The following is a 22,827-nucleotide window of genomic DNA, read 5'->3' as shown; positions in this document are numbered from 1 at the left end:
CCACAAGGAGAGTAACCATGATGTCGAACAAAGCTCGTCTGGCCCTGGCCGTGATGATGATCAGCGCGCTCGCAGCGTGTAAGTCGGGCGTGAAGCTCGACGACAAGGCCAACGCGGGCGCGATGAGCACGCAACCGAGCGCCGACAACGTCGCACAAGTGAACGTCGATCCGCTGAACGACCCGAACAGCCCGCTCGCGAAGCGCAGCATCTACTTCGACTTCGACAGCTATTCGGTGAAGGACGAATACCAGCCGCTGCTGCAGCAACACACGCAGTACCTGAAGAGCCACCCGCAGCGCCACGTGCTGATTCAGGGCAACACCGACGAACGCGGCACGAGCGAGTACAACCTCGCGCTGGGCCAGAAGCGTGCGGAGGCTGTCCGCCGCGCGATGGCGCTGCTCGGCGTGAACGACTCGCAGATGGAAGCCGTGAGCCTCGGCAAGGAAAAGCCGCAAGCATCGGGTCACGACGAAGCATCGTGGGCGCAGAACCGTCGCGCCGACCTCGTCTACCAACAGTAAGTAACGGAAGAGTTGCCGTATGACGCACCGTGTATCCTGGCTGCGGATCACCGCAGCAATCTGCGTCGTCGGCGCGGCGTGGTCGGCCGCGCCGGCGCACGCCGGCATGTTCGACGACAACGAGGCGCGCCGCGCCGTGCTCGATCTGCGCAGCAAGAGCGACAACCTGTCCAGCCAGTTGTCGGCCGCCCAGCGTACGATCCTCGATCAATCCGGCCGTATCGACCAGCTGAACCAGCAGGTCGCGACGCTGCGCGGCGAGAACGAAGATCTGACGAACCGGCTGACGACGCTCGAGCGGCAACAGAAGGAGTACTACCAGGATCTCGACACGCGGCTCAAGAAGTTCGAGCCGCAACAGGCGACGATCGATGGTGTCGAAGGCACCGTGCAGCCGGGTGAAACGGATGCGCTCAGCGCGGCGCAGCAGCAATTCCGCAACGGCAACTTCAAGGCTGCCGCCGCGTCGTTTCGCAGTTTCATCGCGAAGTATCCGCAAAGCCCGTACCAGCCGACCGCGCAGTACTGGCTTGGCAACGCGCAATACGCGCTACGCGACTACCGCGGCTCGACCGCGACGTGGCAAGCGATCGTGAGCAAGTATCCGCAGCATCCGCGCGCGGCCGACGCGCTCGTCGCGATCGGTACGAACCAGCTCGAGCAAGGCCAGAAGGCGGCCGCGAAGAAGACGTTCGAGCAGGTCGTGTCGCAATACGCCGGATCGAACGCTGCGCAGACGGCACAGGGCAAGATCGAAAGCATCAAATAAATCATGGTGACGGGTTGTTGACAGACCAGCGATCCGCCGCTATAATTTTTCGCTCTTTGGGTCGTTAGCTCAGTTGGTAGAGCAGCGGACTTTTAATCCGTTGGTCGCGTGTTCGAGTCACGCACGGCCTACCAAGATGTCAAGAAGGGGCTTCCGGGAAACCGGAAGCCCCTTTTTCATTGTCGCTGCCTCGCGAGCAAGTGTGCGCCGCGGCAGGCAGACACTTCTCCCCTCCCCGATTTTCGCCAACGGTTCATCGTCGGGCACGACGATCCCGTGGGCAATCTCACGTGCCGCGCTGCGCGCGCCGCCAGCGCCCAGGCGTCGTGCCGAGCACCGCGCGAAACGCCTTGCCGAACGCCGCCTCCGACTGATAACCGACCGCCTGCCCGATTTCCGCCTGGCCGCGCTGCGTATCCTGAAGCAGCGCGCACGCATGCATCATCCGGATCCGCGCGACGAATGCGCCGACACTCATCCCCGCCTTCGCTCGGAAATGCCGCGCATAGGTCGCACGCGACATCGCGGATGCCGCGCCGAGCGACTCGACCGTCCACGATTGCGCCGGCGCCTGCAGCACGGCCTGGACCGACGGGCCGAGCCGCGCGTCAGCGGCCAGCGCGAGCCAGCCGGCCGGCACGCGCGCATCGCGGCCGTACGCGCGCAACGCGTAGGCGAGCAGCGCCTGTCCGAGCGCATTCACGATCGCACGCGCACCCGGCTGCGCGTTCGATGCCTCCGCCCGCAGCACGCTCGTCAGCAGTTGCAGCGACGCAGGCCCCGACGCCTCGCGCAACCCGACATGCAGCACGCGCGGCAGCGTGCGCATCAACAAATCACCGGCACCGCGCGCGTAGACGAAGCGGCCGCAGAGCAGGTCGACACTTGCATCGGCCGGGGCCGCGAGATCGCGATTCGACTTGACCGGCAGCACCGCACCGCCGGCCGCGCCTGGTTCGCGCAGCGACGCGACCGACCGCACACCGCCGCCCTCGACATCGGACAAGTCGTGCGCGTCCCCCGCCGGCAACAGCACGAAATCGCCGTCGGACAGCCGCAGCGTACGCCCGTCAGCCGTGCGCAGCTGGCACGTACCGGACAGCAGCAGGTGAAACGCCGCCTCGCCGGGCGGCAACGGATCGTGCGGCATCGCGAACGGGCCATCGAGCAGGCAGCGCACGTCGAGTTCGACATGACTGCGACCCAGCGACAACAGTTGACTCAACGCGTCCATGAGACGTTTGCGCTAAAAATTGACACTCTAACGTATCGAAACCCTCAGCATAGGCGATCAGAATAAGTGCTGCATCGCCCGAGATCGCGGCATCCGCCGCCCGATCCACTTCTTCTCGAAAGGACGCATCATGCTGAACTGGAACGAATACCGGAAGGAACTCACGACGCGCATCGGCGAAATCGCGAAGCTCTCGCCCGACACGCTGGCCGGCTACAAGGCGCTGTCCGGCGCCGGCGCCAAGACGGGCCACCTCGACGCGAAGACGCGCGAACTGATCGCGCTCGCGGTGGCCGTCACGACGCGCTGCGACGGCTGTATCGCCGTGCACACGGCGGAAGCCGCGAAGCATGGCGCGACCAAGGAGGAAGTGGCCGAAGCGCTCGGCGTCGCGATCGCACTGAATGCGGGCGCGGCGCTCGTCTACTCCGCCCGCGTGATGGACGCGCTCGGCGACTGACGCGTGCACGAAGGATGCGGCACCCGCCGCATCCTTCATCGACGATCGCCCGGTGCAGTCCACCAACCGGCGAGCGCGCGGCAGCCGCGTATAGCGGCGCCGCGAAGTCGGCTACCATGCGCGAGAGGATTCATCGCGAAGGAGCGCTCCATGTGCCGCTGGCTCGCCTATACGGGTAATCCGATCCATCTCGAGACCGTACTGTTTCGCGCGAAGCATTCGCTGATCGACCAGAGCCTGCATTCGGAACTGGGCGCCACGACCACCAACGGCGACGGGTTCGGCATCGGCTGGTACGGCCGCCCCGATGAACTGCCGTTCCGCTACCGCTCAGTGCATCCCGCATGGAACGACCGCAACCTGCGCGAAGCCGCGCGCGCGATCCGCTCGCGGATGTTCATCGCGCACATCCGTGCGGCAACCGATACGCCCGTCCAGGAAACCAACTGTCACCCGTTCCGCCATGGCCGCTGGCTGTTCGCGCACAACGGACTGATCCGCGATTTCCACAAGCTGCGCCGCGACCTGACGATGAAGGTCGACCCGGCGCTGTTCGCTACGCTCGAAGGATCGACCGACTCCGAGGTGATGTTCCGTCTCGCGTTGACCTACGGCCTCGAGCAGATGCCGCTGCCGGCGCTCGAACGCATGGTCGGCGTGATCGAGGACACCGCCGCGCGCTACCGCGTCGCCGAGCCGCTCAACATGACGATCTGCGCGACGGACGGCGACCGGATCATCGCGGTGCGCTACTCAAGCGAACGGCAATCGCGCTCGCTATTCCACAGCACGTCGTTCAAACATCTGCACGAACTTTACCCACACAATCCGCGCATAGTCGAAGCGGGCGACGACGCGTTCATGGTCGTGTCGGAACCGCTCGTCGACGTGCGCGGCGCATGGGAGGAAGTGCCCGAAAGCACGGCGATCGTCGCGCATGGGGCGGATGTGCAGCAGCGGCCGTTCAATCCGCGGCACAAGTAGGCCGCGAAGGCGTTCGCGCCGTCAGCCGCGACGCGTGAACCGCATGCGTACCGAATCGAGCTCGGCCGGCAACTTTCGCGAGCGCTGACGCGACCGCGTCAGCGCGACGAAGCCGAGCCGCTCGTACAGCGCGCGGGCACGCTCGTTGCGGGTCAGCACGTCGAGCACGATGTCACGGCTGTCGTCGTCCGGCAACGCACCGCTCTCGAACGCGTCGCGCAGCAGTGTGGTGAAAATGCCCGCACCGCGCCGCTGCTCGGCCGTCGCGCAATGCGCAATGAGGATCTGCGCGCGCTTGGGCGCCGGAATCTCCGTTTCGAGCACCAGCCCGCGCAGCAGCTGGCCGATCGTGCGGCGCACGCCGAAAAAACGCGCCAAGGCCCACACGACGTGAACGTCGTCGAACATCGTCCGGCGCCCGTCATGGATGGCCATCACGGCATGCACGGTGCCGTCGGAGTCGACGGCGACCCGATGCCTGCGCCACGAGAACCGGCCGTGACGCGACCGGAACGCCTGTTGCAGGAACGCAATGCAGCGCGCGTCGCTTTCACCGAGGAAGAAACCGAATTCGCCGACGCCGGATGCAAACACGAGCGGCGCACATGCCGCCGCATCGTCCTCGCATGCGGCGCGAAATGGCGTCGACGCACCGGCTTGCGGCACGTCGAAGGACGGCGCGAGCGCCGCGGCGGACATCATGCCGCCCGCCCCGCCAGGCGGGCCAGCACATCGACCGTCCGGCTGATCTGCCCGGGCTCGTGCGTCGAGCAGATGAAGAACCGCAGGCGCGCGGCCTTCTCCTCGACGGCCGGATAGAAGATCGGTTGCACGTTGATCCCTTCGTCGAACATCGCGTTGGCCCACTGCGCGGCTTTCAGCGAACTTCCGGTGATGACCGGCACGACCGCATACCCCGCGCTCGTGCCGGTGTTCAGCCCCGCCGCGCGTGCCTCGGTCAGAAACTGCCGCCCGCGCGCCTGCAGTTGCGCAACCCGCTCCGGTTCGGCCCGCAGGCGTTCGAGCGCGGCCAGCGACGCTTCGGCCAGCGTCGGCGCGAGTCCGACGCTATAGAGAAAGCCCGGAGCCAGATGGCGCAGCATGTCCACGAGCGGCTGACAGCCGGCGATGAAGCCGCCGCAACCGGCCAGCGTCTTGCTCATCGTGCCCATCCACATGTCGACCTGGTCGGGCGCGACCGCGCAATGCTCATGGATGCCCTTGCCCGTCGCGCCGAGCACGCCGAGCGAGTGCGCTTCGTCGACCAGCAGGAACGCGCCGTGGCGCGTCTTCACGTCGACGAAACGCTGGAGGTCCGGGAAATCGCCATCCATGCTGTACAGCCCCTCGATCGCGATCAGCACGTGCCGGTATTCGCGGCGCACGCGCGACAGCAGTTCGTCGAGCGCCTGCCAGTCGTTATGCGCGAAGCTCAGCCGTTTCGCGCCGCTCAGCTGCGCACCCTGCACGATGCTGTTGTGCGCGAGCGCGTCGTGGACGATCAGGTCACCGGGGCCGAACAGCGCGCCGATCACGGTCACGTTGGTCGCGTGGCCACTCACGAACGCGACGCAATCGTCGCTCTCGTAGAACGCGGCCAGCGCACGCTCAAGGTCGCGCTGCACCGGACGCTCACCCGCGACCATCCGGCTCGCGGACGCCGACGTACCGTAGCGGTCGATCGCGGCCTTCGCACGTTCGGATACGGTCGGATCGCCGGCGAGGCCGAGGTAGTTGTAGTTCGCGAAGTTCACGTATTCGCGACCGCCGATCTGCGTGGTCGCGCCGGCAACGCCATCGTGCACGCGGAAGAACGGCGAGTCGACGCGCAGCTTCTCGCCCATCTCGCGCATGATCCTGACCTGCTGATATTGCGGCATCGATTCGAAACGGCTGCGCGCCGACGCGGCCTGCGCCGCCGGCGTACCGGGCACGCCGGGCGCCGCGGCGGCTTCCGTCGCGCGCTCGAGTTGCCGTTTCAGGGCTTTCGCCGCCAGTTGCTGGCGAAGGTGTTCTCCGAGTGCCATGTCTTGGGTTCCGGGCAGTCCGTCCGTTACGTCATTGCGTCCGCGTTACGCGGATACGTCGATCCATTCGTACGCGTCGGGCGTACCGAGCAACGCACTGAGGAGTCGGTAATTCATTTCGTGAGTGGGGCGATGCGCGGTGACGCGCCCGAGCAGCGGCGAGCCCGAGAGCGCCAGATCGCCGACGAGATCGAGCACGCGGTGACGCACGAATTCGTCGGGCGCGCGCAGTCCGCCGATCACGTGATTGCCGATGATCGACGCCGTGCACGACGGCCTCGCGCCGCGCAGGATCGGCGTGCCCGTCAGGTAGCCGACGGCGATCGCCGGCACGGCCCACTTGATCCGCCCGTACGAACGCGACGACGAAATCTCGCTGGCGAACGTCCCCGGCGTGAGCTCGCCGTCCCACTGCATGTCGCCGAACCCCTTGAGATCGTCGCGCACGCTGAATTCGTATCGCTCGGCGGGCTCGACGCGCAATTCGCGCCGTGACGCGCCCTCGCCGTCGGCCACGCCCACCGGCTTCAGCACCCGGAGAAAGCGCTTCGAACGCCGCAATTCGGCACGGCCGCCGGCCGCGATCGCGTCGATCCACGGCCGCGCGCTGCCGTCGAGAATCGGCACTTCTTCCGCATCGAGTTCGACGATCGCGTGATCGATCTCGCAGGTCAGCAGCGATGCAAGCAGGTGCTCGACCGTACGCACGCCCATGCCGTCGTCGGCACGCAGCATCGTGCAGAGCGGCTGCGCGCGACGCACCGCCGGGCCGGCGGCAAGCATCCCCAGTTGATGATCGCCGCGCATGCGGCGAAACACGATCCCGTGCCGTTCGTCCGACGGCGTCGCGGGCAGGATCCGCACCTGGACCCGGCGGCCGGTGTGCAGACCATGTCCGGTCATCGTCACCGGCCGGGCGACCGTGCCTTCGCTCGCCTGCCACCCCTGCGGTGCTTTCACCCGGCATGCACCGGCGTCGACTTGCATGTTGCTGCCCCCTGGTTTTTTTCGTAATCCTGATGACGTGCGAGCGTCGCCCGCGCCTCATCGCCCAATGCATGCCGCGCGACCAGCGCTTGCGCCAGCTCGTCCGTTGCCGCGGCCTTTCCGTCGCCGTGCCGATCATCGAGCAATTCGACGATGCGCTCGGCCAGCGTATGCACCGTCGCGCCTTCCGCGATCGCCATGATCGACAGCTTGACGCCGAAGGTCTCCTCGACGGCCATGCCGAGCTCCATGCCCATCAGCGAGTCCATCCCGAGATCGAGGACCGACCGGCCGGCATCGACGCGCTCCGGCGACATGTGCAGAATCCGCGCGATCTGGCCGCGCAGCGCCGTCTCGACGAGGGCGACCGCCTCGGCAGGCGGCAGCGCACGCAACTGTTCCGGCAACACGCGATCCTCGCTCGACGTCTCGGCCGCCCCACCCGTCTGCAACGCCGTGTAACGGCGAGCGTGCGCGGCCGGCATGCCGCGCGAGATGGCGCCCCAATCGAGGCGCACGACTGCTTCGCCGGCGGTCCCTTGGGCAAGCGCGCGCTCGAGCGCGCCCATCGCTTCGTCCGACGTGATCGACGCACCGCCAATCCGCGACTGCAACGCCTCGCGCGTGCCGGCGTTGCGCGCGAGGAAGCCGACGTCCTCGATCGGCCCCCACGCCATGAACAGGCCCGGCTGGCCGGCCGCGCGACGATGCGCGACCAGCGCTTCGAGAAAGCCGTTGGCGGCGACGTACGCGCCCTGCCCCGGGTTGCCGAGACAGGTCGTCGCCGACGAATACACGACGAAGAAATCGAGCGTGCAACGCTGCGTCGCGCGATGCAGGTTCCATGCGCCCGCCACCTTCGGTTCGAGCACAGCCGCGAAGCGTGCGTCGTCGACGTTGCGCAGCAGCCCGTCGTCGATCTGCATCGCCGAATGCAGCACGCCCTTGAGCGGCGTTCCGCGACGCTCGATCTCGTCGACGAGGCTATCGAGCGCCGTGGCGTCGGTCACGTCGCATCGCGCGACCGACACGTCGGCGCCGAACGTGTCTCGCCAGCGGTCGGCTTCGGCCTGCATTGCCGCGCCCAGTGCGCCGCCGCGACTCGCGAGCGTCAGGTGCCGCGCGCCGCGCTCGATCATCCGGCGCGCGGTCGCGAAGCCCAGCCCGCCGGTGCCACCGACGATCAGGTATGCCGCCTGCGGGTCGAGCCGCAGCGTCGGCACCGCGACGCCACGCGTCGGCGCCGGCGTGCCCGACGGATAGGTGACCAGCACCTTGCCGATCTGGCGCGCCTGCTGCATGTAGCGGAACGCTTCCTCCGCACGTGCGGCCGGGAACGCGCGGTATGGCAACGGATGCAGCACGCCGGCGGAGAACAGGCGCATCACTTCCTCGAACAGTCGCGTCGTCAGCGACGGCAGCGCGCCCATCAACTGGTCCGCGTCGATGCCGAAATAGCTGATGTTGTTGCGGAACGGCCGCAGGCCGATCTGGCTGTTCTCGTAGAAGTCGCGCTTGCCGAGTTCGAGGAAGCGGCCGAACGGACGCAGCGTATCGATGCTTCGCACCATCGCTTCGCCCGCGAGCGAATTGAGCACGACGTCGACGCCTTCGCCGTGCGTGCGCGCACGAATCTCGTCGGCGAACGCGAGGCTGCGCGAATCGAACACGCGGTCGACGCCGAGCAGGCGAATGAACTCGCGCTTCTCGTCGCTGCCCGCAGTGGCGAAGACTTCCGCGCCGAGATGCCGCGCGATCTGGATCGCCGCGATGCCGACCCCGCCCGCGCCGCCGTGCACGAGCACGCGCTCTCCGCGTCGCAGTCGCGCCAGTTCGCACAACGCGTAGTACGCGGTGAAGAACGTCGTCGGAACCGTGGCGGCCTCCTCGAACGACATCGTGTCGGGCTTGCGTGCGATCGCGGTCGCGCGCGTGACCACGCGCGTCGCGAACGATGCCGGTGCGAAACCCAGCACCGCGTCACCCGGTGCAAACCCTTCGACGTCCGCGCCGACCCGCGCGACGCGTCCCGACATTTCCATGCCGATCGTCGCGCCCGCGAAGCCCGTCTCGACGGCTTCGTCGGACAACAGCCCCATCGCGTACATCACGTCGCGGAAATTGAGCCCCGTCGCCATCGGCTCGATCTCGACCTCGCCCGCGGCGAGATCGCGTGCCGGCATCGCGAACCATGCGAGGTTGCGCAACGAACCCGGCGTGTCGAATGCGAGCCGCGCCCCCGCCCGGTCCGATGCGCTCGACGACGCGTCGTCGCGCTCGGCCGCCTGCGCGGCCGGCAGCATGCGCGGCACGTAGCGGCCCTGCGGCGCAAGCAGCACTTCTTCCTCGCCATCGTCGCCGAGCAGCGCCATCGCAAGCTGCGACGCCGGTTGTTCGACGGCGCGATCGACGTCGATCAACCGGAGCGGCAGCGTCGGATACTCGTTCGCGATCACGCGGCCGAGACCCCACAACGTTCCATGCTCGGGGTGCGACGACGTGCCTGCGGCGAACGGCGCGCCGCCACGCGTCACGACGCACAGTCGCCCGCGCTCCGTCGCGCCGGCGGCATCGAGATCGCGCACGATCGATGTCAGCGCGAGCGCGCCACCGTGCTGCGCGCGCATCATGGCCGCACCGTCGGCGGTGTCGAGCGATGCAAGCGGCGCCACGAACACGACATGCGCCGGCTGCCCGGCCGGCCGACGCGCCGCCCATGCCGCGGCGTCACGCACCGCTGCCGACTCGACGCGGCAGCCCAGCCGCTCGAGTTCGCCCGCCAGGGCGATGCCGAACGCATCGTCATCGTCCTGCACGATCAGCCAGTGCGCGCCGTCACGCTGCACCATGCGCGCTCGATCCTCGTCCCGCGATGCGCCGGCCGCCTGCTCGCGGGCAGCCGGCTTGCGCGCGACGACGAACGTCGGCGTGCCCTCGAGATCGAGGCCTTGTTCGGTATCACGCACCACGTCGACCAGTCCGGCGCGTTCGCACATCGACTCGATCGCGCCAGGCGCCAGCGTGCCGTACGCGCCGGCAGCGCCCGCGCCACCGGCCGTGCCGAACACGATGTCGGAGAAGCGGCTGCGGCGCGCATCGGCGATGACGACGAGCCCGCCCGGCGCGAGCCGTTCGGCGATCGCCGTCAGCGCGGCGAGTGGATCCGGATGATCGCCCAGCATCCGGTTGACGATCACCACGTCGAACGGCGTCGTATCGCGGCATTGCGAGAACAGCGGCGCGTCGGTCGCGAACGCCAGCGTCCGTACGTGCGCATGCGCTTCCGCATCGAACCCGGCGAGCTGCTGCGCCGTACCCGCCAGCAGGTATTCGCAGCGACCGGCCGGCACGTCCACGTCGAGCGGCTGCAACACGTCGCCGCTCGCGGCACCGAACTCCAGGACACGCAAGCGGCGTGCGTCCGGCCACGCCGCGACGGCCTGCGTCACGCAGGCGGCGAGCAGTGCGCGCGCATGCGCCCAGGTCGGCGATGCATCGAAGAACTGCTCGACCAGACTGCGCCCGGTCGACGACAGCAGCGCGCCCTCGGGCGACGTGTCGCGCAGCATGCGCGGCAGCGCCGCGCCGACGTGCGCCAGCAGCGTCAGCTCGGCGACATGGGCCGGCGATGCGGCCAGCACGTCGCGCCACAGCGCGTCACGCGCGGGCATCGCCTCGCAGGCTTCGTCGTCGCGAACCAGGCGATCACCTTCGAAGCGCGCCAGCCCGTCCTCGACGACGATTTCCGCCAGTCGCGCGACCTGTTGCGGATGCGTGTTCGTCAGCAGCGCCGGCTGGGCGAACACGCCGAGCGCATCCAGCGCGTCGAGCGCATGCAGACCGGCAAGCACGTCGAGCAGCGGCAACGTTTCGGTCAGATGCTGCGTGCGGCGCGCGAGGTCCTCACGCGCCATGACATGCGCGTTCGCACGCTCGACGAGCACGCCCGGCGGCGGCAACGCGTCGGCCGTGTAACCGGCCGGCAGCGGCCTCGCTTCGAGCACGTAGGCAAAGCGCGCGGGCGCGCCTTGACGGCGCCCGGCGAGATCGACGCGACGGAAGCGGCACGCGGAAAGGCGCGCGACGATCTTGCCGTTTGCATCGATGAATTCGAACGACGCGACGATCGAATGTGGGCTGCGGCGATGAATGCGCGCCAGCACGCGACGAATCGCTTCGCCGCTCAGGAAATCGACACGACCGATCTGCACGGGGACAAACGCCGAATGCGCATCGTCCGGCGTGGCACCGGCCTGCGCCAGCACCGCGAACAGCGGATGGAAGCCGCTGTCCATCAGCGCGGGATGCAACAGATAGTCGGATCGCGCATGCTCATCGGCAAGAACCGACGGCACATCGAGCTCGGCAAGCGCGTCGTCGCCCGACACGCGCAGCGACCGCACCCAACGGAACGCGGGCCCGTAGCTGAGGCCGATCGCCGTCGTGCCCGCATACAGCGCGTCGCCGGAAAGCGCCGGACGCGACTGCAGACGGGTGACGACGGACGCATCCGGCATGCTGCACGCATCGAGCGTATTGCCGCTTTCGAGCAGGCGCCCCGTCACGTTCAGGTTCCACGGGCCGTCCGACATCCGGTCGCGTGTCTCGATCGTAAATGACGCGGTGCGCACGTCGATCGTGAACCGGAACAACTTCGCGTGCTGCGGCTGGAACACGACCGGCATGCGGATCTCGACGTTCTCGATGGCAACATCCGGTGTGCCGAAGAACCTGCGCGCCGCCGCGAGTGCCATTTCGACATAACCGGCGCCCGGGAACGCGACGCCGCCGTCGACCACGTGATCGGCGAGCATCGGCACGCGCTGCGGATCGAGCTGGCTCTCCCACGCGAACGCATGCTCGTGCAGGCGATAGCCGAGCAGCGGATGATCGACGCGACGATTCACGAGCCCGTAGCCCTCGACGCTCGGCACGAGCCAGTAACGCTCGCGCTGCCACGGATAAGTCGGCAGCGCGGCGTGCGGGACATCGGGAACGAGGCGGTCGAGATCGACGCGCGCCCCCTGCGCGACCGCCGACAGGATCGCATGAGCGAGCATGTCCGCGCTGTCGTGCTGACGCTTGAGCGTCGGCACGACGACGCCCGGCGCGACGCGGGCGGCAAGCGTCTGCTTCACGTAAGTGCGCAGGATCGAATGCGGGGCGATCTCGACGAACACGCGCACGCGATCGTCGGCCAGGCGCGCAATGGCATCGCCGAAACGAACCGGTTCGCGAATGTTGCGCCACCAGTAACCCGCGTCGAGCGCGGTCCCCGGCAACGTGTCGCCGGTCACCGTCGACACGAATCGCGTGTGCGTATCGCGCGGCGCGAGATCGGCCAGCCCGTCTCGTACGACCGGCTCGATCGCATCCATGCGACTGCTGTGGAACGCGTAATCGAGGCCGAGCATCTGATAGAAATGGCCGGCGTCCGCGAGCGCCGCGCCGATTGTTTCGAGCGCGGCTTGCGAACCTGCGAGCGTCACCGAGTCGGGGCTGTTGGTGCCCGCGATTTCAATGGCAGCGGCGAGATCGAGACGCGCGATCCAGTCGCGCGCCGCGGCTTCGCCGATGCCGGCCGCCGCCATCCTGCCCGCGCCGCGCGTCAGGCCCTGGGCACCGCTGCGAATCCGGATCACGCGCACGGCCTCGGCGAGCGTGAGCGCGCCCGACACCCAGGCCGCCGCGATCTCGCCGACACTGTGACCGACCGCCGCATCGAAGCGGATGCCGCGCGCGGTCAGCACACGCGTGATGCCGACCTGCATCGCGAACAGCAGCGGCTGCGCGTTCTCGGTCGCGGCGAGCCATTCGGCATCGACACCTTCGCACATGACTTCGACGAGCGATGCGTTGCCGTCCGCGCGCCACAGCGCATCGACTTCGTCGAGCGCCGCGCGAAACACCGCATCCTCGGCATAGAGCCGCTTGCCCATCCCGGCCCATTGACAGCCGTTGCCCGCGTAGACGAACGCGACGGGCGCGTCGCCTTCGATGGCCTGCCCCTGCACGGCGCATGCCGGCAGCCCATGCTCCGACGGCTCCACAAGTGCTGCGAGCGCCGCCAGGCCTTCAGCCTGATCCGCGGGCGCGACGACCGCGCGATACTCGAGCCACTGGCGACGCCGTGCGGCGGCGGCCGCGAGTGCGGCCCAGTCGGCCCCCGACTGCAGGCGCGCGAGATGGCGTGCGGCGACGGCTGCCAGCGCGGCCGGCGACCGCGCGGTGAGGACGAGCGGCGGCAACGGAGCATCGATCCTTGCCGCCGACTGCGCGACTGGCGCCGGCGCCGGCGCTTCGGTGACGACGACGTGCGCATTCGTGCCGCCAAAGCCGAACGAATTGATGCCGATGGTCAGCGGTGCATCGCCGCGCGCGAGCGGTGTGAACCGATCGACCACGCGCAAGCGGCCGCCTTCGAAATCGATGCCGGGGTTGGGCGTGTCGAAGTGCAGCGAACGCGGCACCGCGCGATGCTTCAGGCACAGCACGGCCTTCAGCAGACCGGCCATGCCCGATGCCGTTTCGAGGTGTCCGATATTGGTCTTGACCGAGCCGATCAGCAGCGGATCGGATTCCGGCCGGCCGCCCGACACCGCGTCGATCAACGCGCGCGCCTCGATCGGATCGCCGACCGCGGTGCCCGTGCCGTGCGCCTCGAGATACGCGAGCGTGCGCGGATCGATGCCCGCGCGCCGATACACGGTGCGCAGCAGGTCCGCCTGCGTCGCGGCTGCCGGCACGTTGATGCCGCCGTGCGAATGGCCATCCGAATTCACGCCCGATCCGGCGATCACCGCGTGGATCGTATCGCCGTCGGCCACCGCCTGGTCGAGCGGCTTGAGCAGCACGAACGCCCCGCCTTCGGCGCGCACGTAGCCGTCGCCGGTCGCGTCGAACGCGCGGCAACGACCGCGCGGCGACAGCATCGACGCCTTCGAAAAACTGACGAATCCGAACGGATGCAGCAGCAGGTTGACCCCGCCGGCAAGCGCCATCGCCGTCTCGCCGGACTGCAACGCGCGGACCGCCTGATGCAGCGCGACGAGCGAGGACGAGCAAGCGGTGTCGACCGACATGCTCGGGCCGCGCAGGTCGAACAGGTAAGACACGCGGTTCGACGCGATGCTGAGCGTGTTGCCGGTTGCCGAATACGGATCGATCGTGTTCATGTCGTCCATATTGCGGTTGCCGTAATCCATGCCCGCCACGCCGACGAACACGCCGCAGTCGCGTCCGCGCATCGCGGCCGGACGCACGCCGGCGTCTTCGAACGCCTCCCACGCGAGTTCGAGCAGCAGCCGCTGCTGCGGATCCATTTGCGCCGCCTCGCGCGGCGAGATGCCGAAGAATTCGGCGTCGAAGCCCGCGACGTCGTCGACGACGCCCGCCGCGAACGTGTAGCTCTTTCCCGGCTCCCGTTTCGATGGGTGCTGATAGAACGCCGTGCCGAATCGGTCCGGCGGAATGGCGGTCACGGCATCGCGCTCGTCACGCAGCAGTTGCCAGAAGTCGTCGGGTCCCTCAACCCCACCGGGAAAGCGGCACGCTATCCCAATAATCGCAATTTTTTTTTTCATCATCACGCCGGCGTCTGAAGCATCCCGGTCGGCGAAGCGGCGCGAGTGCAGTCGACGTGCACCATCGCGCGCTGTATCGCAGCACCGAGACTCTCGACGCGAAGGTTTCGGTGCTCGCCGAAATCGTTCGCGAAGTTGCGCCAAATAAAGTAATCGCTATTGGTCGGTTCGGTTTCGAGCGCGTCGAACACCGAAGTCAGAGCGGGAACGTGATCGCCGTAAAAGCACAGCACGGTCGGACGCTCCCGCTTGCGGAGATAATCAGTCAGCTTGCCGATCATGCCGTCGGCATTCTCGACGTGTCGAAGATAGGCGGTCAGATCGCGCCAGCGCGCGTCGTCGCCGAGCGTATGCCGCGATTCGGATTCGCCCGGCCCGACCGGTTCCAGATGCAGCGGGCCGTGGTTCTCCATCGTGATCGCAAACGCGAACACCGGCCCGTCGCCGTGCTCCTGGAGGGCCGCGATGATTGCATCGGCCACCGGGCCGTCTCCGATATAAGGCCCGACTCGCGCGGCACCGCCGAAATCCCGAATATCCAGAAAACGGTCGAAATGCATGAACCGGAATGCCCGGTTGCGCCCGAAGAAATCGGCGTGATACGGATGAATCGCGAGCGTGCGATATCCGCCTCGCTTGAACCAGCCCGCCAGCGACGCACATGCGCGGCGCACATACATGTACGGGTAAAAGCGCGAATAGCCGAGCGCCGCCGACGGCAATCCCGTCAGCATCGCGAATTCGCTGCGCATCGTATTGGCGCCCCAGGCGGGAACGTCCAGGCTGCCCTGCGTGAATGCCTCGCGGCGGGCGCGATCGAAATTCGCGTACGGCTCCGACGACACGCATGCGCCGAGGCGTCGCGCGTCGAAATAGGATTCGCTCTGGATGACGATCACGTCCGGCGTGCTGTGCGGACGGCCGCCGGCGAACGGCCCGGCGTCGACCGCGCGAAAGAACGCGTTACGCTCCGCACTCCGCAGCCCGTTGACGAGGTAAGCGACGAATGCCGCGAAGAAACCCGTCCGGCGCTGGTCCGCCATCGGGTCGAGCGTCAGCGGCACGCAACGCGACAGCGCGACACAGACCGGCGCGCAAGCGACCGCGATCAGTGCGGCGGCGCCACGCGCCAGCATGCCGGCCGGTTGTTCGAGCAGAAACCCGACCGTCGCGACCGCCACGGCGGCAACGATGCCGAACACCTTACCCGCACTCAGAAACGGCAGATAAAGACGCGGATGAGCGAAAACCTGGCTGAACAGGCTCAGGTCCGTAAAGACAAAGGGTTCGCGCAGGGATTCGTATTTTGCGTTGCTGATGACGGCCAGCAACGCGATCAGCACGAGGGCGACGGATGCCGAGACAAGCGGCCGTGCCGTCACGGCGAAAGTCGCGCCCGCCACGATCGCGAACGCGCAGACATGCAGAGCGATCGCCGCCGGCGAACGGACGAACGACGCGCGCGGATACGCGATGGCCTCTACGAGAAACGAGAGTGCGGCTGCCGCAGCCGCGAACGCGAATCCGGGCAGCACGTCACGCCTTCCCGCGCGGGAGATAGGACAGACGACCGAGAATGGCATCCGCCAGCGTGGCCGGCAGCAGGCGCAGCAACTTGATGCCGAAGGCAAGACTGAACGGAAAGGCAATTTCCACGCGGCGTCGCGCGAGGCGCTTCTTGATGTAACCGGCAGCCTTGTCCGCACTCCACATGAACGGCTTGCTGCCCGGGAAGACGTCGCTCATCGCTGTGCGGACAAAGCCCGGCATCACGACCGACAGGCCGATGCCCTCGCGTGCGAGGATCGGGCGCACGGAATCGCAGTAAGCGACCAGCGCCGCCTTGCTCGCGCAGTAGGCAGGCGAGATGGCCATACCCCGCAACGCGGCGAGCGAACTGACGACCGCGATCTGCCCACACCGGCGCATGCGCATCCGGTCGATGGCCGGCAGCACCGCATGCAACGCGCCGTACAGGTTGGTATCGACGACATCGGCGGTGCGCGCCATGTGCTCCCAGTCGTCCGCGGACTGCAGCGTGCTGGCCACGCCGGCATTCGCAATCATCAATTCGATTGGATACCGCGTATCGAAATCGACCATCCAGTCCTGGACGGTGGCCGAGTCGCGCACGTCCATGCAGCCGATCACGACGCGGGCGCCGCGCGCACGGCACTCCGCGGCGACGGATTCCAGCCGCGCCGAATTTCTGCCGATCAACCCCAGCGTGGTATCGGGCGCGGCATAACTCAATGCCAGCGCACGTCCAAGCCCGGCACTGCTGCCGGTTATCACGATTGCTCGTGGCCCGCTTGCGCTCACCTGCCCTCCCCGGTTGCGAATATTGCTGCTTTCCATCGTTTTAAACAGACATTATTTTTCAGCGGTGTCTGGTTATCGATCTTCAAGCGCGAAGCGCTGCCTGATATTTCGATCAAGCAGCAGACAACATTATCGATTTATTGCGTTCGATTATTTCGTATGATTTGACTACGTCCGCGACACATCACGCATTGGCACGGAACATCGATGTAACGATGTGCGACCGCCCGAATCAGGGTTGCGAAAAAATGTGCGGGCCATGCAGCGAAACGACACCGCATGGAAATTTGCGCGACGCGAAAGGTTGTTGGCCACAAGCTTACAACGCGCCGACGCGATCATACATCAATATTAATATTCGAGTAATACCTTGCATGTTACGACCGCTTACGCCGCACTTGCTCTCGTCGATCGGGACCATGCAAAACACGAAACTCGCATTGCTTGCAATCGTCAGGCACCGGTCGCACGCCGATCCGCGAAGTGCAAACATCGGAAAAAACTGCCGAATCATTTCACTTGACCGTCCGGTAGCGGTCCATTCGCACGACGTTTTAGTCGCGTCGAATGCCGATGATCGCGTCACCGTTCGGCCGGCTGCATACGGCAATCCTGCAAGCCGTTGTTAAAGTTGCCTGGCCATTCGTCAGACATGAATCTCCGACTTGGCGGGTTCGATGAGAGACTGTCTGGTGGCATTCTGCCCCGTCCAATTGGGACGGACAGAATTCCTCGAATCTTCTTTGCAAATCTTGATGATCCTTCGACTCGCTTGATTCGCCGAGCCGCGTATGCAAATCGTCAGGCGGCACCGCCAGATCGGCGCCGGACCGGAGACGGGAGCGAAGCCAGGCGGCCGCGCCATCGGTAAAAGTGAACGCACGCCCCGATTCGATCGGGCGAGCACCGCCGGTCAACGCATCGGCGGCCTGCGGCATTCGTCGTACAACATCGCTCGTGATCTTGCGCTCCCTCGTCGTGCAAACACCTGCGTTTCTTTCGATGCTGACAATCAGCTTTACGGACCATATGCGAGAAAGGAAGGCACCCTTAACAAATCGGCAATCCGTGCCCGCCATTCGGGTCGATTGGACTGCGCTCACGCGGAAATCACGATTGCACGCGGGCACGATGCTCTTGCCATGACCAAAAGAGAACCATACCGAAGCCGACGCAAACCGTTACGTTGAGCGGAATCAAAACATAGTTCTTCTTCTGAATCGCCAGCAAAACCGTCATGAGTGAATAGGCGAACGTGGCGATTTCGCCGGCCAGCAGAACTGCGTTGATGCGAGGCATCGTCGAGCGATAGGCTTCCTTGCCTTTTGGCGTGCGATGAAAGCCGCTATACACACCGAAAACCGCGCGCACGCCCCCCGCGAAGTAATACCAGGCCATCGGCAAAAACATCGCAATATAAAGGTAGGTATCCCATACCGTTTTCAGAACACTCGGCTTGTCGTCGAATCTCGCGCCCTTGCGCGAACCGAACGCATTCGCAAGCGCCCAGATTGCCACCAGAACGAAAAAGACGAATGCGCCGAGATGAATCCCCTCGCCGTCGAAATGCACCAGGCAAGTCAACGGCATGCTGAGCAGTATCAGCACATAGATCGAAGCCAGCAGCACGGACGAGAACATCACCGAGATCGCGTGCATCCGCTTCATCAGCGGCATGCTTTGCGACAGCATCTGTCCGACATGCTTGAACCCGCTGTGGATCAGGCCGCGCCCCCAGCGTTCGCGCTGAATGCGAAACGCGCTGATGGTCTCTGGCAGCACCGACATGGAAACGACTTCTCGCAGATACGCGTACTTCCATTCGCCGAACTGCGCGCGATAGCCCAGGTCCACGTCTTCGGTGACTGTCGACGCATTCCAGCCGCCCAGCGCATCGACGCACTCCTTGCGCCACACACACGAGCTGCCGCTCAGCGACGCCATGTCGCCGTCCTCGCTCAGCCCCACCGTCACGTATTGCTGGTGGCCCATTTCCATGGCCTGGAAGCGTGTCAGGAACGACGCGTCGCGATTCTCGTAGCCGATGCCGGTCTGAAGGAAGCCGAGCTTCGGATCGGTGAAACACGGAATGGTCTTCAGCAGGAAATCCGCAGGCGGCAAGAAGTCCGCATCGAAGATCGCAAAGAAGTCGCCGGACGACTGCTGGATGCCGTTGACCAGGTTGCCGGCCTTGTAGCCCGTTCGCGACTGACGCTTGATGAGCCGGATGTCGATTCCGTCGGCGGCGTAGCGATCGACCTTCGCCCGCGCGAGCTTCGTCGTCGCATCCGACGAGTCGTCGAGCACCAGGATCTCGATCTCGTTGGACGGATAGGTCAGGCGGCAGGCCGCATCGATCAGCCGCTCGACCATCTCGGACTCGTTGCAGATCGGCAGCAGCACGCTGACCCGAGGATGAAACCCGTCTTCGGAGATCCGGACGGGCTGCGCCAGGTCGGTCAGCTTGCGCCGTTCGACCTTGCGGGAAATCAGCAGCACGCGCAATTCGAGCAGCACGTACAGCGCAAAGTAGAGCACCACCAGCAGGAAAACCAACTGGGCAGCGTAGGAAAGCAGCGCGAGCATCGTGACCCCTTCCCCTCAGATCTTCACGACGGCGCAGATTTCTTCCAGCCGGTGCGCCCACGTATGGTTCTGCCGTACGTAGCGTGCGCCTGCCTCGGCCCGGTCCAGATCATCCTGCGACGGGCCGTGCCGAAGCCGCGAAAACAACTCCCGCGCATCGTCATGCGTATCGATCACGTGGCAGAACTCACGGAAATACCGGTCGACCGCGCAGCTCGCGTTGGTCACCGCGATGCCGCCGCACGCGAGAATCTCGAGCAGGCGTCGCGAGAACATCGTCTCGGAGCCCGTCACCGAATTCACGTTGATCGAGATCGCATGGGACTTGTACACCTGCGCGGTTTCCCGATGCGGCACCTTGCCGTGCACGCGCAGCCCGTTCCGCTTCGGATAGCGGAACTCGAAAAAGCGCGACAGGCGATCGTGATTGCGATCGAATACGTTGAGCTGCAGATTGCTCTGCTCGCAGGTGTCGAACACCATGTCGAGAAAACGGCGGCGCTCGTTCAGGATGCGCCGGTAGTAGCTGCCCGTGAAGCACGCTTCGTTGCGAACGAAATTGAAGCCCGAGAAATTATGCGACGCCGGCTGATACGGCATCACCAGCGTGTTGACCGGCACGTGCGCGGGCACCTGCTGCCGATATCGGTCGAGACATGCCTCGTCGGTCGTGAACACGTAGTCGAACACCTTCGCCACGTCGATGAACGTGTCGAAGAACGCGCCGTCGTCCTTGTTCCAGAATACGGTCGGAACGCCCGCGCGCCTGGCGAAGTCGACCAGGCGAAAGATCGCCGTCGGCTTGCTCAGCCGCATCGGCGGCGACTGTCGCGCCAGCTCGTAGCGCCAGCTCCCGTCCACGCCGTGAAACGCCGATTCCACGAGCACGAGATCCGGTTTCCAGTTGCCGATCACGTCCGCGTAGTTGGCAGGCGTCATGGTGCGCACGCGACATTCCGCCGACAAGCAGTCCGCCGTGAAGTAATCGGTGACGAGCGCAATCTTCAGGCACCCGAAGCGTCCGACTTGCTCCACATCCTCCGCAACCGTCGGATAGTCGTAGACCAACGAACCCAGTTTTCTAATGACCCTGCCGACCATTTAACCCCTCACCCTGCGACATTGGCAGTGCGTTCATGACAAATTCGCGCCAGCGGCGCTGTGTGGCCGCGTATTCTCTCGCCTGGCCACGGAGCGCCGCGAGCGTACCGCGATCGGACAGCGCCGCATCGATCACCCGTGCCAGGTCGAACGCATCGCCGGCCTTGAAAAACCAGCCAGCCGGACTCGGACCCATTTCGTCGCGAAACACCGGCAGATCCGGCACGATCACCGGCTTGCCCATCGCGAGCGCTTCCACGAGCTTGATCGGCGGCACGATCTCGCAAACCTTGAACGGCTTGCGCGGGATGCACACCAGTGCACAACGACCGAGCGTCCTGCGCGCCTGCTCGGGCGAGGTCCGGCCCAGAAAGCGAATCTGCTCCGACAATCCGAGGCGCCGCACCTGCGCCTCAAGCGCCGGCCGTGCCTCGCCTTCTCCGACGATCTCGACCCGCACCGCGCGCCCTTGCCCGCTCAACCGGCCGACCGCATCGATCAACGTGTCGAGTCCTTCATAGCCGATCAGCGAGCCTGCATATCCAATCGTGTCGGCGTCGATCTCCTCGGGCGCCGAAGGTGTAAACCGTTCGGGATCCACACAATTCGGCAGCAAATACATCCGCTCGCCGGCAATCCCCCAGCGATCGCGCGCGAACCGGCCCAGTTGCGCCGAGATCACGAACAGCTTGTCCGCGTGCCGGGCCACCAGACCCTCCAGCTGCAGCCCCTGCGCGAACCCCTGCCGCCTTTCGTATTCCGGCATGCGCGAGATGCGCGTCAACTCCCACAACCCGCGCATCTCGTACTGGAACGGAATGCCCAGTTGCCGCGCCGCCAGCAGCGCCGGCAGCGCGTTCACGTGATTCGACGCCGCGTGGATCACCGACGCGCGATGCTGCATGGCCACGCGCGCGATGACGGGCGCCGCCTGCAACGCATACATCAGCACCGGCCGGTTGTTGAACGGCGCGCTCGCATGCAGATACCGGACCTCGCTCACCTGCGTCTCGCTTTCGGCGGCGTCGGTCAGGCGATCCGCGCGATCGCCGGGATAGCCGGGCCGCGTCAGCGGATGCACGCGACCGCCCGCAGCCGCCAATGCGCGCACGACTTCGTGCGTGCGCGTCGTATAGCCGCTCGTGTGATATGGCAATGCGCTCGCCGCCACGTACAGCATGCTGTCCGGATCGCCGACGAACGGCACGCCGTGCGAACGCTGCTTCAACTTGCGCTCGAGCACATGCGCGGTCAGTCGACGGCTCATCGCGAGCAGCGGCTCGGTCAACGCCGTCTGCAACGAATCGAGCATCGTGCTCATGCTTTCGCCGCCCCGGCCGTCTTCAGTTCGGCACAGGCGAGATCGGTCGTATGCGTGGTCCGGATCCTGCCGCGGGCCTGCAAGTCGAGGAATTCCGACGTCGTGATCACGTCGTAGTCCTTCGTCAGGCGCGACAGGAGTTTCCGGTAGCCTTCGACACGCTGGTCGTCCCGATAGGTCGCATGCCCGTTCTCGTCCCAATACAGCAGCGACCACGAATGAAGCAGGAAAATCGAGAACGTCGGACTGCCGCTGAACGCGTCGAGCAGCAGCTTGCCCCACCACGGACGAAACCGGAAATACGGCGATTCAGGATAAGTCAGGCGTGCCCACCATTCTTCCTTGCCGACCTTCGGCAGGATCTTCTTTTCCGTCATCGGCACTTCGATCACGCCGTTCGACCACTGGAACGGCAGATTCGTGGGCTCGCTGTAGTTGCACTGCCCGGCATGGACCGCGCACAGGGAATTGTTGAACGACAGTTGTACGCCGGTGGACTTCAGCGCCCGGATCGTCGACGCGTTCCAGCGAAACGAACCGGCACGGTGCGCCAGCACCGGCTTGCCCGTTTCCGCCGAAATCAGCCCGCCGAAGTGGCGAATCACGAACTCCGCGCGCGCATCGTCCGTGTATTGATTCATGTATTGCGGCCGTCGCGCAAGGCCGTGCTCGGCCCAGAACGAGTCCGGCAGGTATTCCGGATGCGTATGCAGTTGAACGTCCTGCCCCGCGGCATCCAGCCGGCGCACGACCTCCTTCGTTTCGTCGAGGTATGCATACGCGCCGCACTGATCCACGAAGAACACGTGCTTGACGCCGAACTCGTCGCCGATGGAAGCCATTTCGGCAACCCCTGCCCGCCCCTTCTCGTGCACACCCCACATCAACCGTTTGACGTGATCCTCCGTGGCGCGCTTGGGCAGCGC

General features: G+C 66.0%; 15 protein-coding genes and 1 tRNA gene. 5 read left to right on the top strand and 11 right to left on the bottom strand.

Annotated elements, in window-relative coordinates:
* Window positions 1-17 precede the first annotated feature (17 nt).
* The 3 genes from pal (at window position 18) to HWX22_RS12820 (ending at window position 1,430) form a co-directional block, all read left to right on the top strand.
* Complete coding sequence (pal, locus tag HWX22_RS12830) at window positions 18-527, top strand: peptidoglycan-associated lipoprotein Pal (RefSeq protein ID WP_059535484.1); 510 nt, start codon at window positions 18-20, stop codon at window positions 525-527.
* A gap of 19 nt (window positions 528-546) precedes the next feature.
* Complete coding sequence (ybgF, locus tag HWX22_RS12825; RefSeq protein ID WP_059535482.1) at window positions 547-1,296, top strand: tol-pal system protein YbgF; 750 nt, start codon at window positions 547-549, stop codon at window positions 1,294-1,296.
* Between the two features lie 58 nt (window positions 1,297-1,354).
* Window positions 1,355-1,430, top strand: a tRNA-Lys gene (locus HWX22_RS12820).
* Between the two features lie 152 nt (window positions 1,431-1,582).
* Here the strand turns inward: HWX22_RS12820 and HWX22_RS12815 are convergent.
* A complete protein-coding gene (locus HWX22_RS12815; RefSeq protein ID WP_059820508.1) occupies window positions 1,583-2,530 on the bottom strand; it encodes an AraC family transcriptional regulator in 948 nt (315 codons plus the stop codon).
* A gap of 130 nt (window positions 2,531-2,660) precedes the next feature.
* Between HWX22_RS12815 and HWX22_RS12810 the strand changes: the two genes are divergently transcribed.
* Window positions 2,661-2,990 (top strand): carboxymuconolactone decarboxylase family protein, encoded by a 330-nt coding sequence (locus HWX22_RS12810; RefSeq protein WP_059474721.1) that lies wholly within the window; start codon window positions 2,661-2,663, stop codon window positions 2,988-2,990.
* Window positions 2,991-3,140: 150 nt separating this feature from the next.
* Window positions 3,141-3,974 carry a class II glutamine amidotransferase gene (locus tag HWX22_RS12805; RefSeq protein ID WP_175915757.1) on the top strand — a complete coding sequence of 278 codons (834 nt, stop codon included), beginning with the start codon at window positions 3,141-3,143 and terminating at the stop codon, window positions 3,972-3,974.
* Window positions 3,975-3,995: 21 nt separating this feature from the next.
* Here the strand turns inward: HWX22_RS12805 and HWX22_RS12800 are convergent, their stop codons facing one another.
* The 10 genes from HWX22_RS12800 to HWX22_RS12755 form a co-directional block, all read right to left on the bottom strand.
* Window positions 3,996-4,676, bottom strand: coding sequence for a GNAT family protein (locus HWX22_RS12800; RefSeq protein ID WP_175915756.1), 681 nt, complete (start codon window positions 4,674-4,676; stop codon window positions 3,996-3,998).
* Window positions 4,673-6,001, bottom strand: coding sequence for an aminotransferase class I/II-fold pyridoxal phosphate-dependent enzyme (locus tag HWX22_RS12795; RefSeq protein WP_175915755.1), 1,329 nt, complete (start codon window positions 5,999-6,001; stop codon window positions 4,673-4,675). The genes HWX22_RS12800 and HWX22_RS12795 overlap by 4 nt, the downstream gene beginning before the upstream one ends.
* Window positions 6,002-6,046: 45 nt before the next feature.
* A complete protein-coding gene (locus HWX22_RS12790; RefSeq protein WP_175915763.1) occupies window positions 6,047-6,961 on the bottom strand; it encodes a UDP-3-O-acyl N-acetylglycosamine deacetylase in 915 nt (304 codons plus the stop codon).
* Window positions 6,958-14,571, bottom strand: a complete 7,614-nt coding sequence (locus tag HWX22_RS12785; protein WP_175915754.1) for a type I polyketide synthase — start codon at window positions 14,569-14,571, stop codon at window positions 6,958-6,960. Before HWX22_RS12785 ends, HWX22_RS12790 begins: the two co-directional genes overlap by 4 nt.
* Window positions 14,572-14,573: 2 nt before the next feature.
* Entirely contained in the window at window positions 14,574-16,106 is a 1,533-nt protein-coding gene (locus tag HWX22_RS12780) for an LTA synthase family protein (RefSeq protein ID WP_244135220.1), read from the bottom strand.
* Between the two features lies 1 nt (window position 16,107).
* Window positions 16,108-16,893 (bottom strand): SDR family NAD(P)-dependent oxidoreductase, encoded by a 786-nt coding sequence (locus tag HWX22_RS12775; RefSeq protein WP_175909201.1) that lies wholly within the window; start codon window positions 16,891-16,893, stop codon window positions 16,108-16,110.
* Window positions 16,894-18,003: 1,110 nt separating this feature from the next.
* Window positions 18,004-19,479, bottom strand: coding sequence for a glycosyltransferase (locus HWX22_RS12770; protein ID WP_175909175.1), 1,476 nt, complete (start codon window positions 19,477-19,479; stop codon window positions 18,004-18,006).
* Window positions 19,480-19,494: 15 nt separating this feature from the next.
* A complete protein-coding gene (locus HWX22_RS12765) occupies window positions 19,495-20,418 on the bottom strand; it encodes a glycosyltransferase (protein ID WP_244135219.1) in 924 nt (307 codons plus the stop codon).
* A gap of 142 nt (window positions 20,419-20,560) precedes the next feature.
* Entirely contained in the window at window positions 20,561-21,901 is a 1,341-nt protein-coding gene (locus tag HWX22_RS12760) for a glycosyltransferase (protein WP_244135218.1), read from the bottom strand.
* Window positions 21,898-22,743, bottom strand: a complete 846-nt coding sequence (locus HWX22_RS12755) for a polysaccharide deacetylase (RefSeq protein WP_244135217.1) — start codon at window positions 22,741-22,743, stop codon at window positions 21,898-21,900. Before HWX22_RS12755 ends, HWX22_RS12760 begins: the two co-directional genes overlap by 4 nt.
* Window positions 22,744-22,827: the final 84 nt, after the last annotated feature.

The sequence above is a fragment of the Burkholderia sp. BCC1638 genome (assembly GCF_902833195.1).
GTDB lineage: Bacteria > Pseudomonadota > Gammaproteobacteria > Burkholderiales > Burkholderiaceae > Burkholderia > Burkholderia diffusa.
Note: the sequence above shows the minus strand (reverse complement) of the source record. Positions and strands in the feature narration are given on the sequence as shown.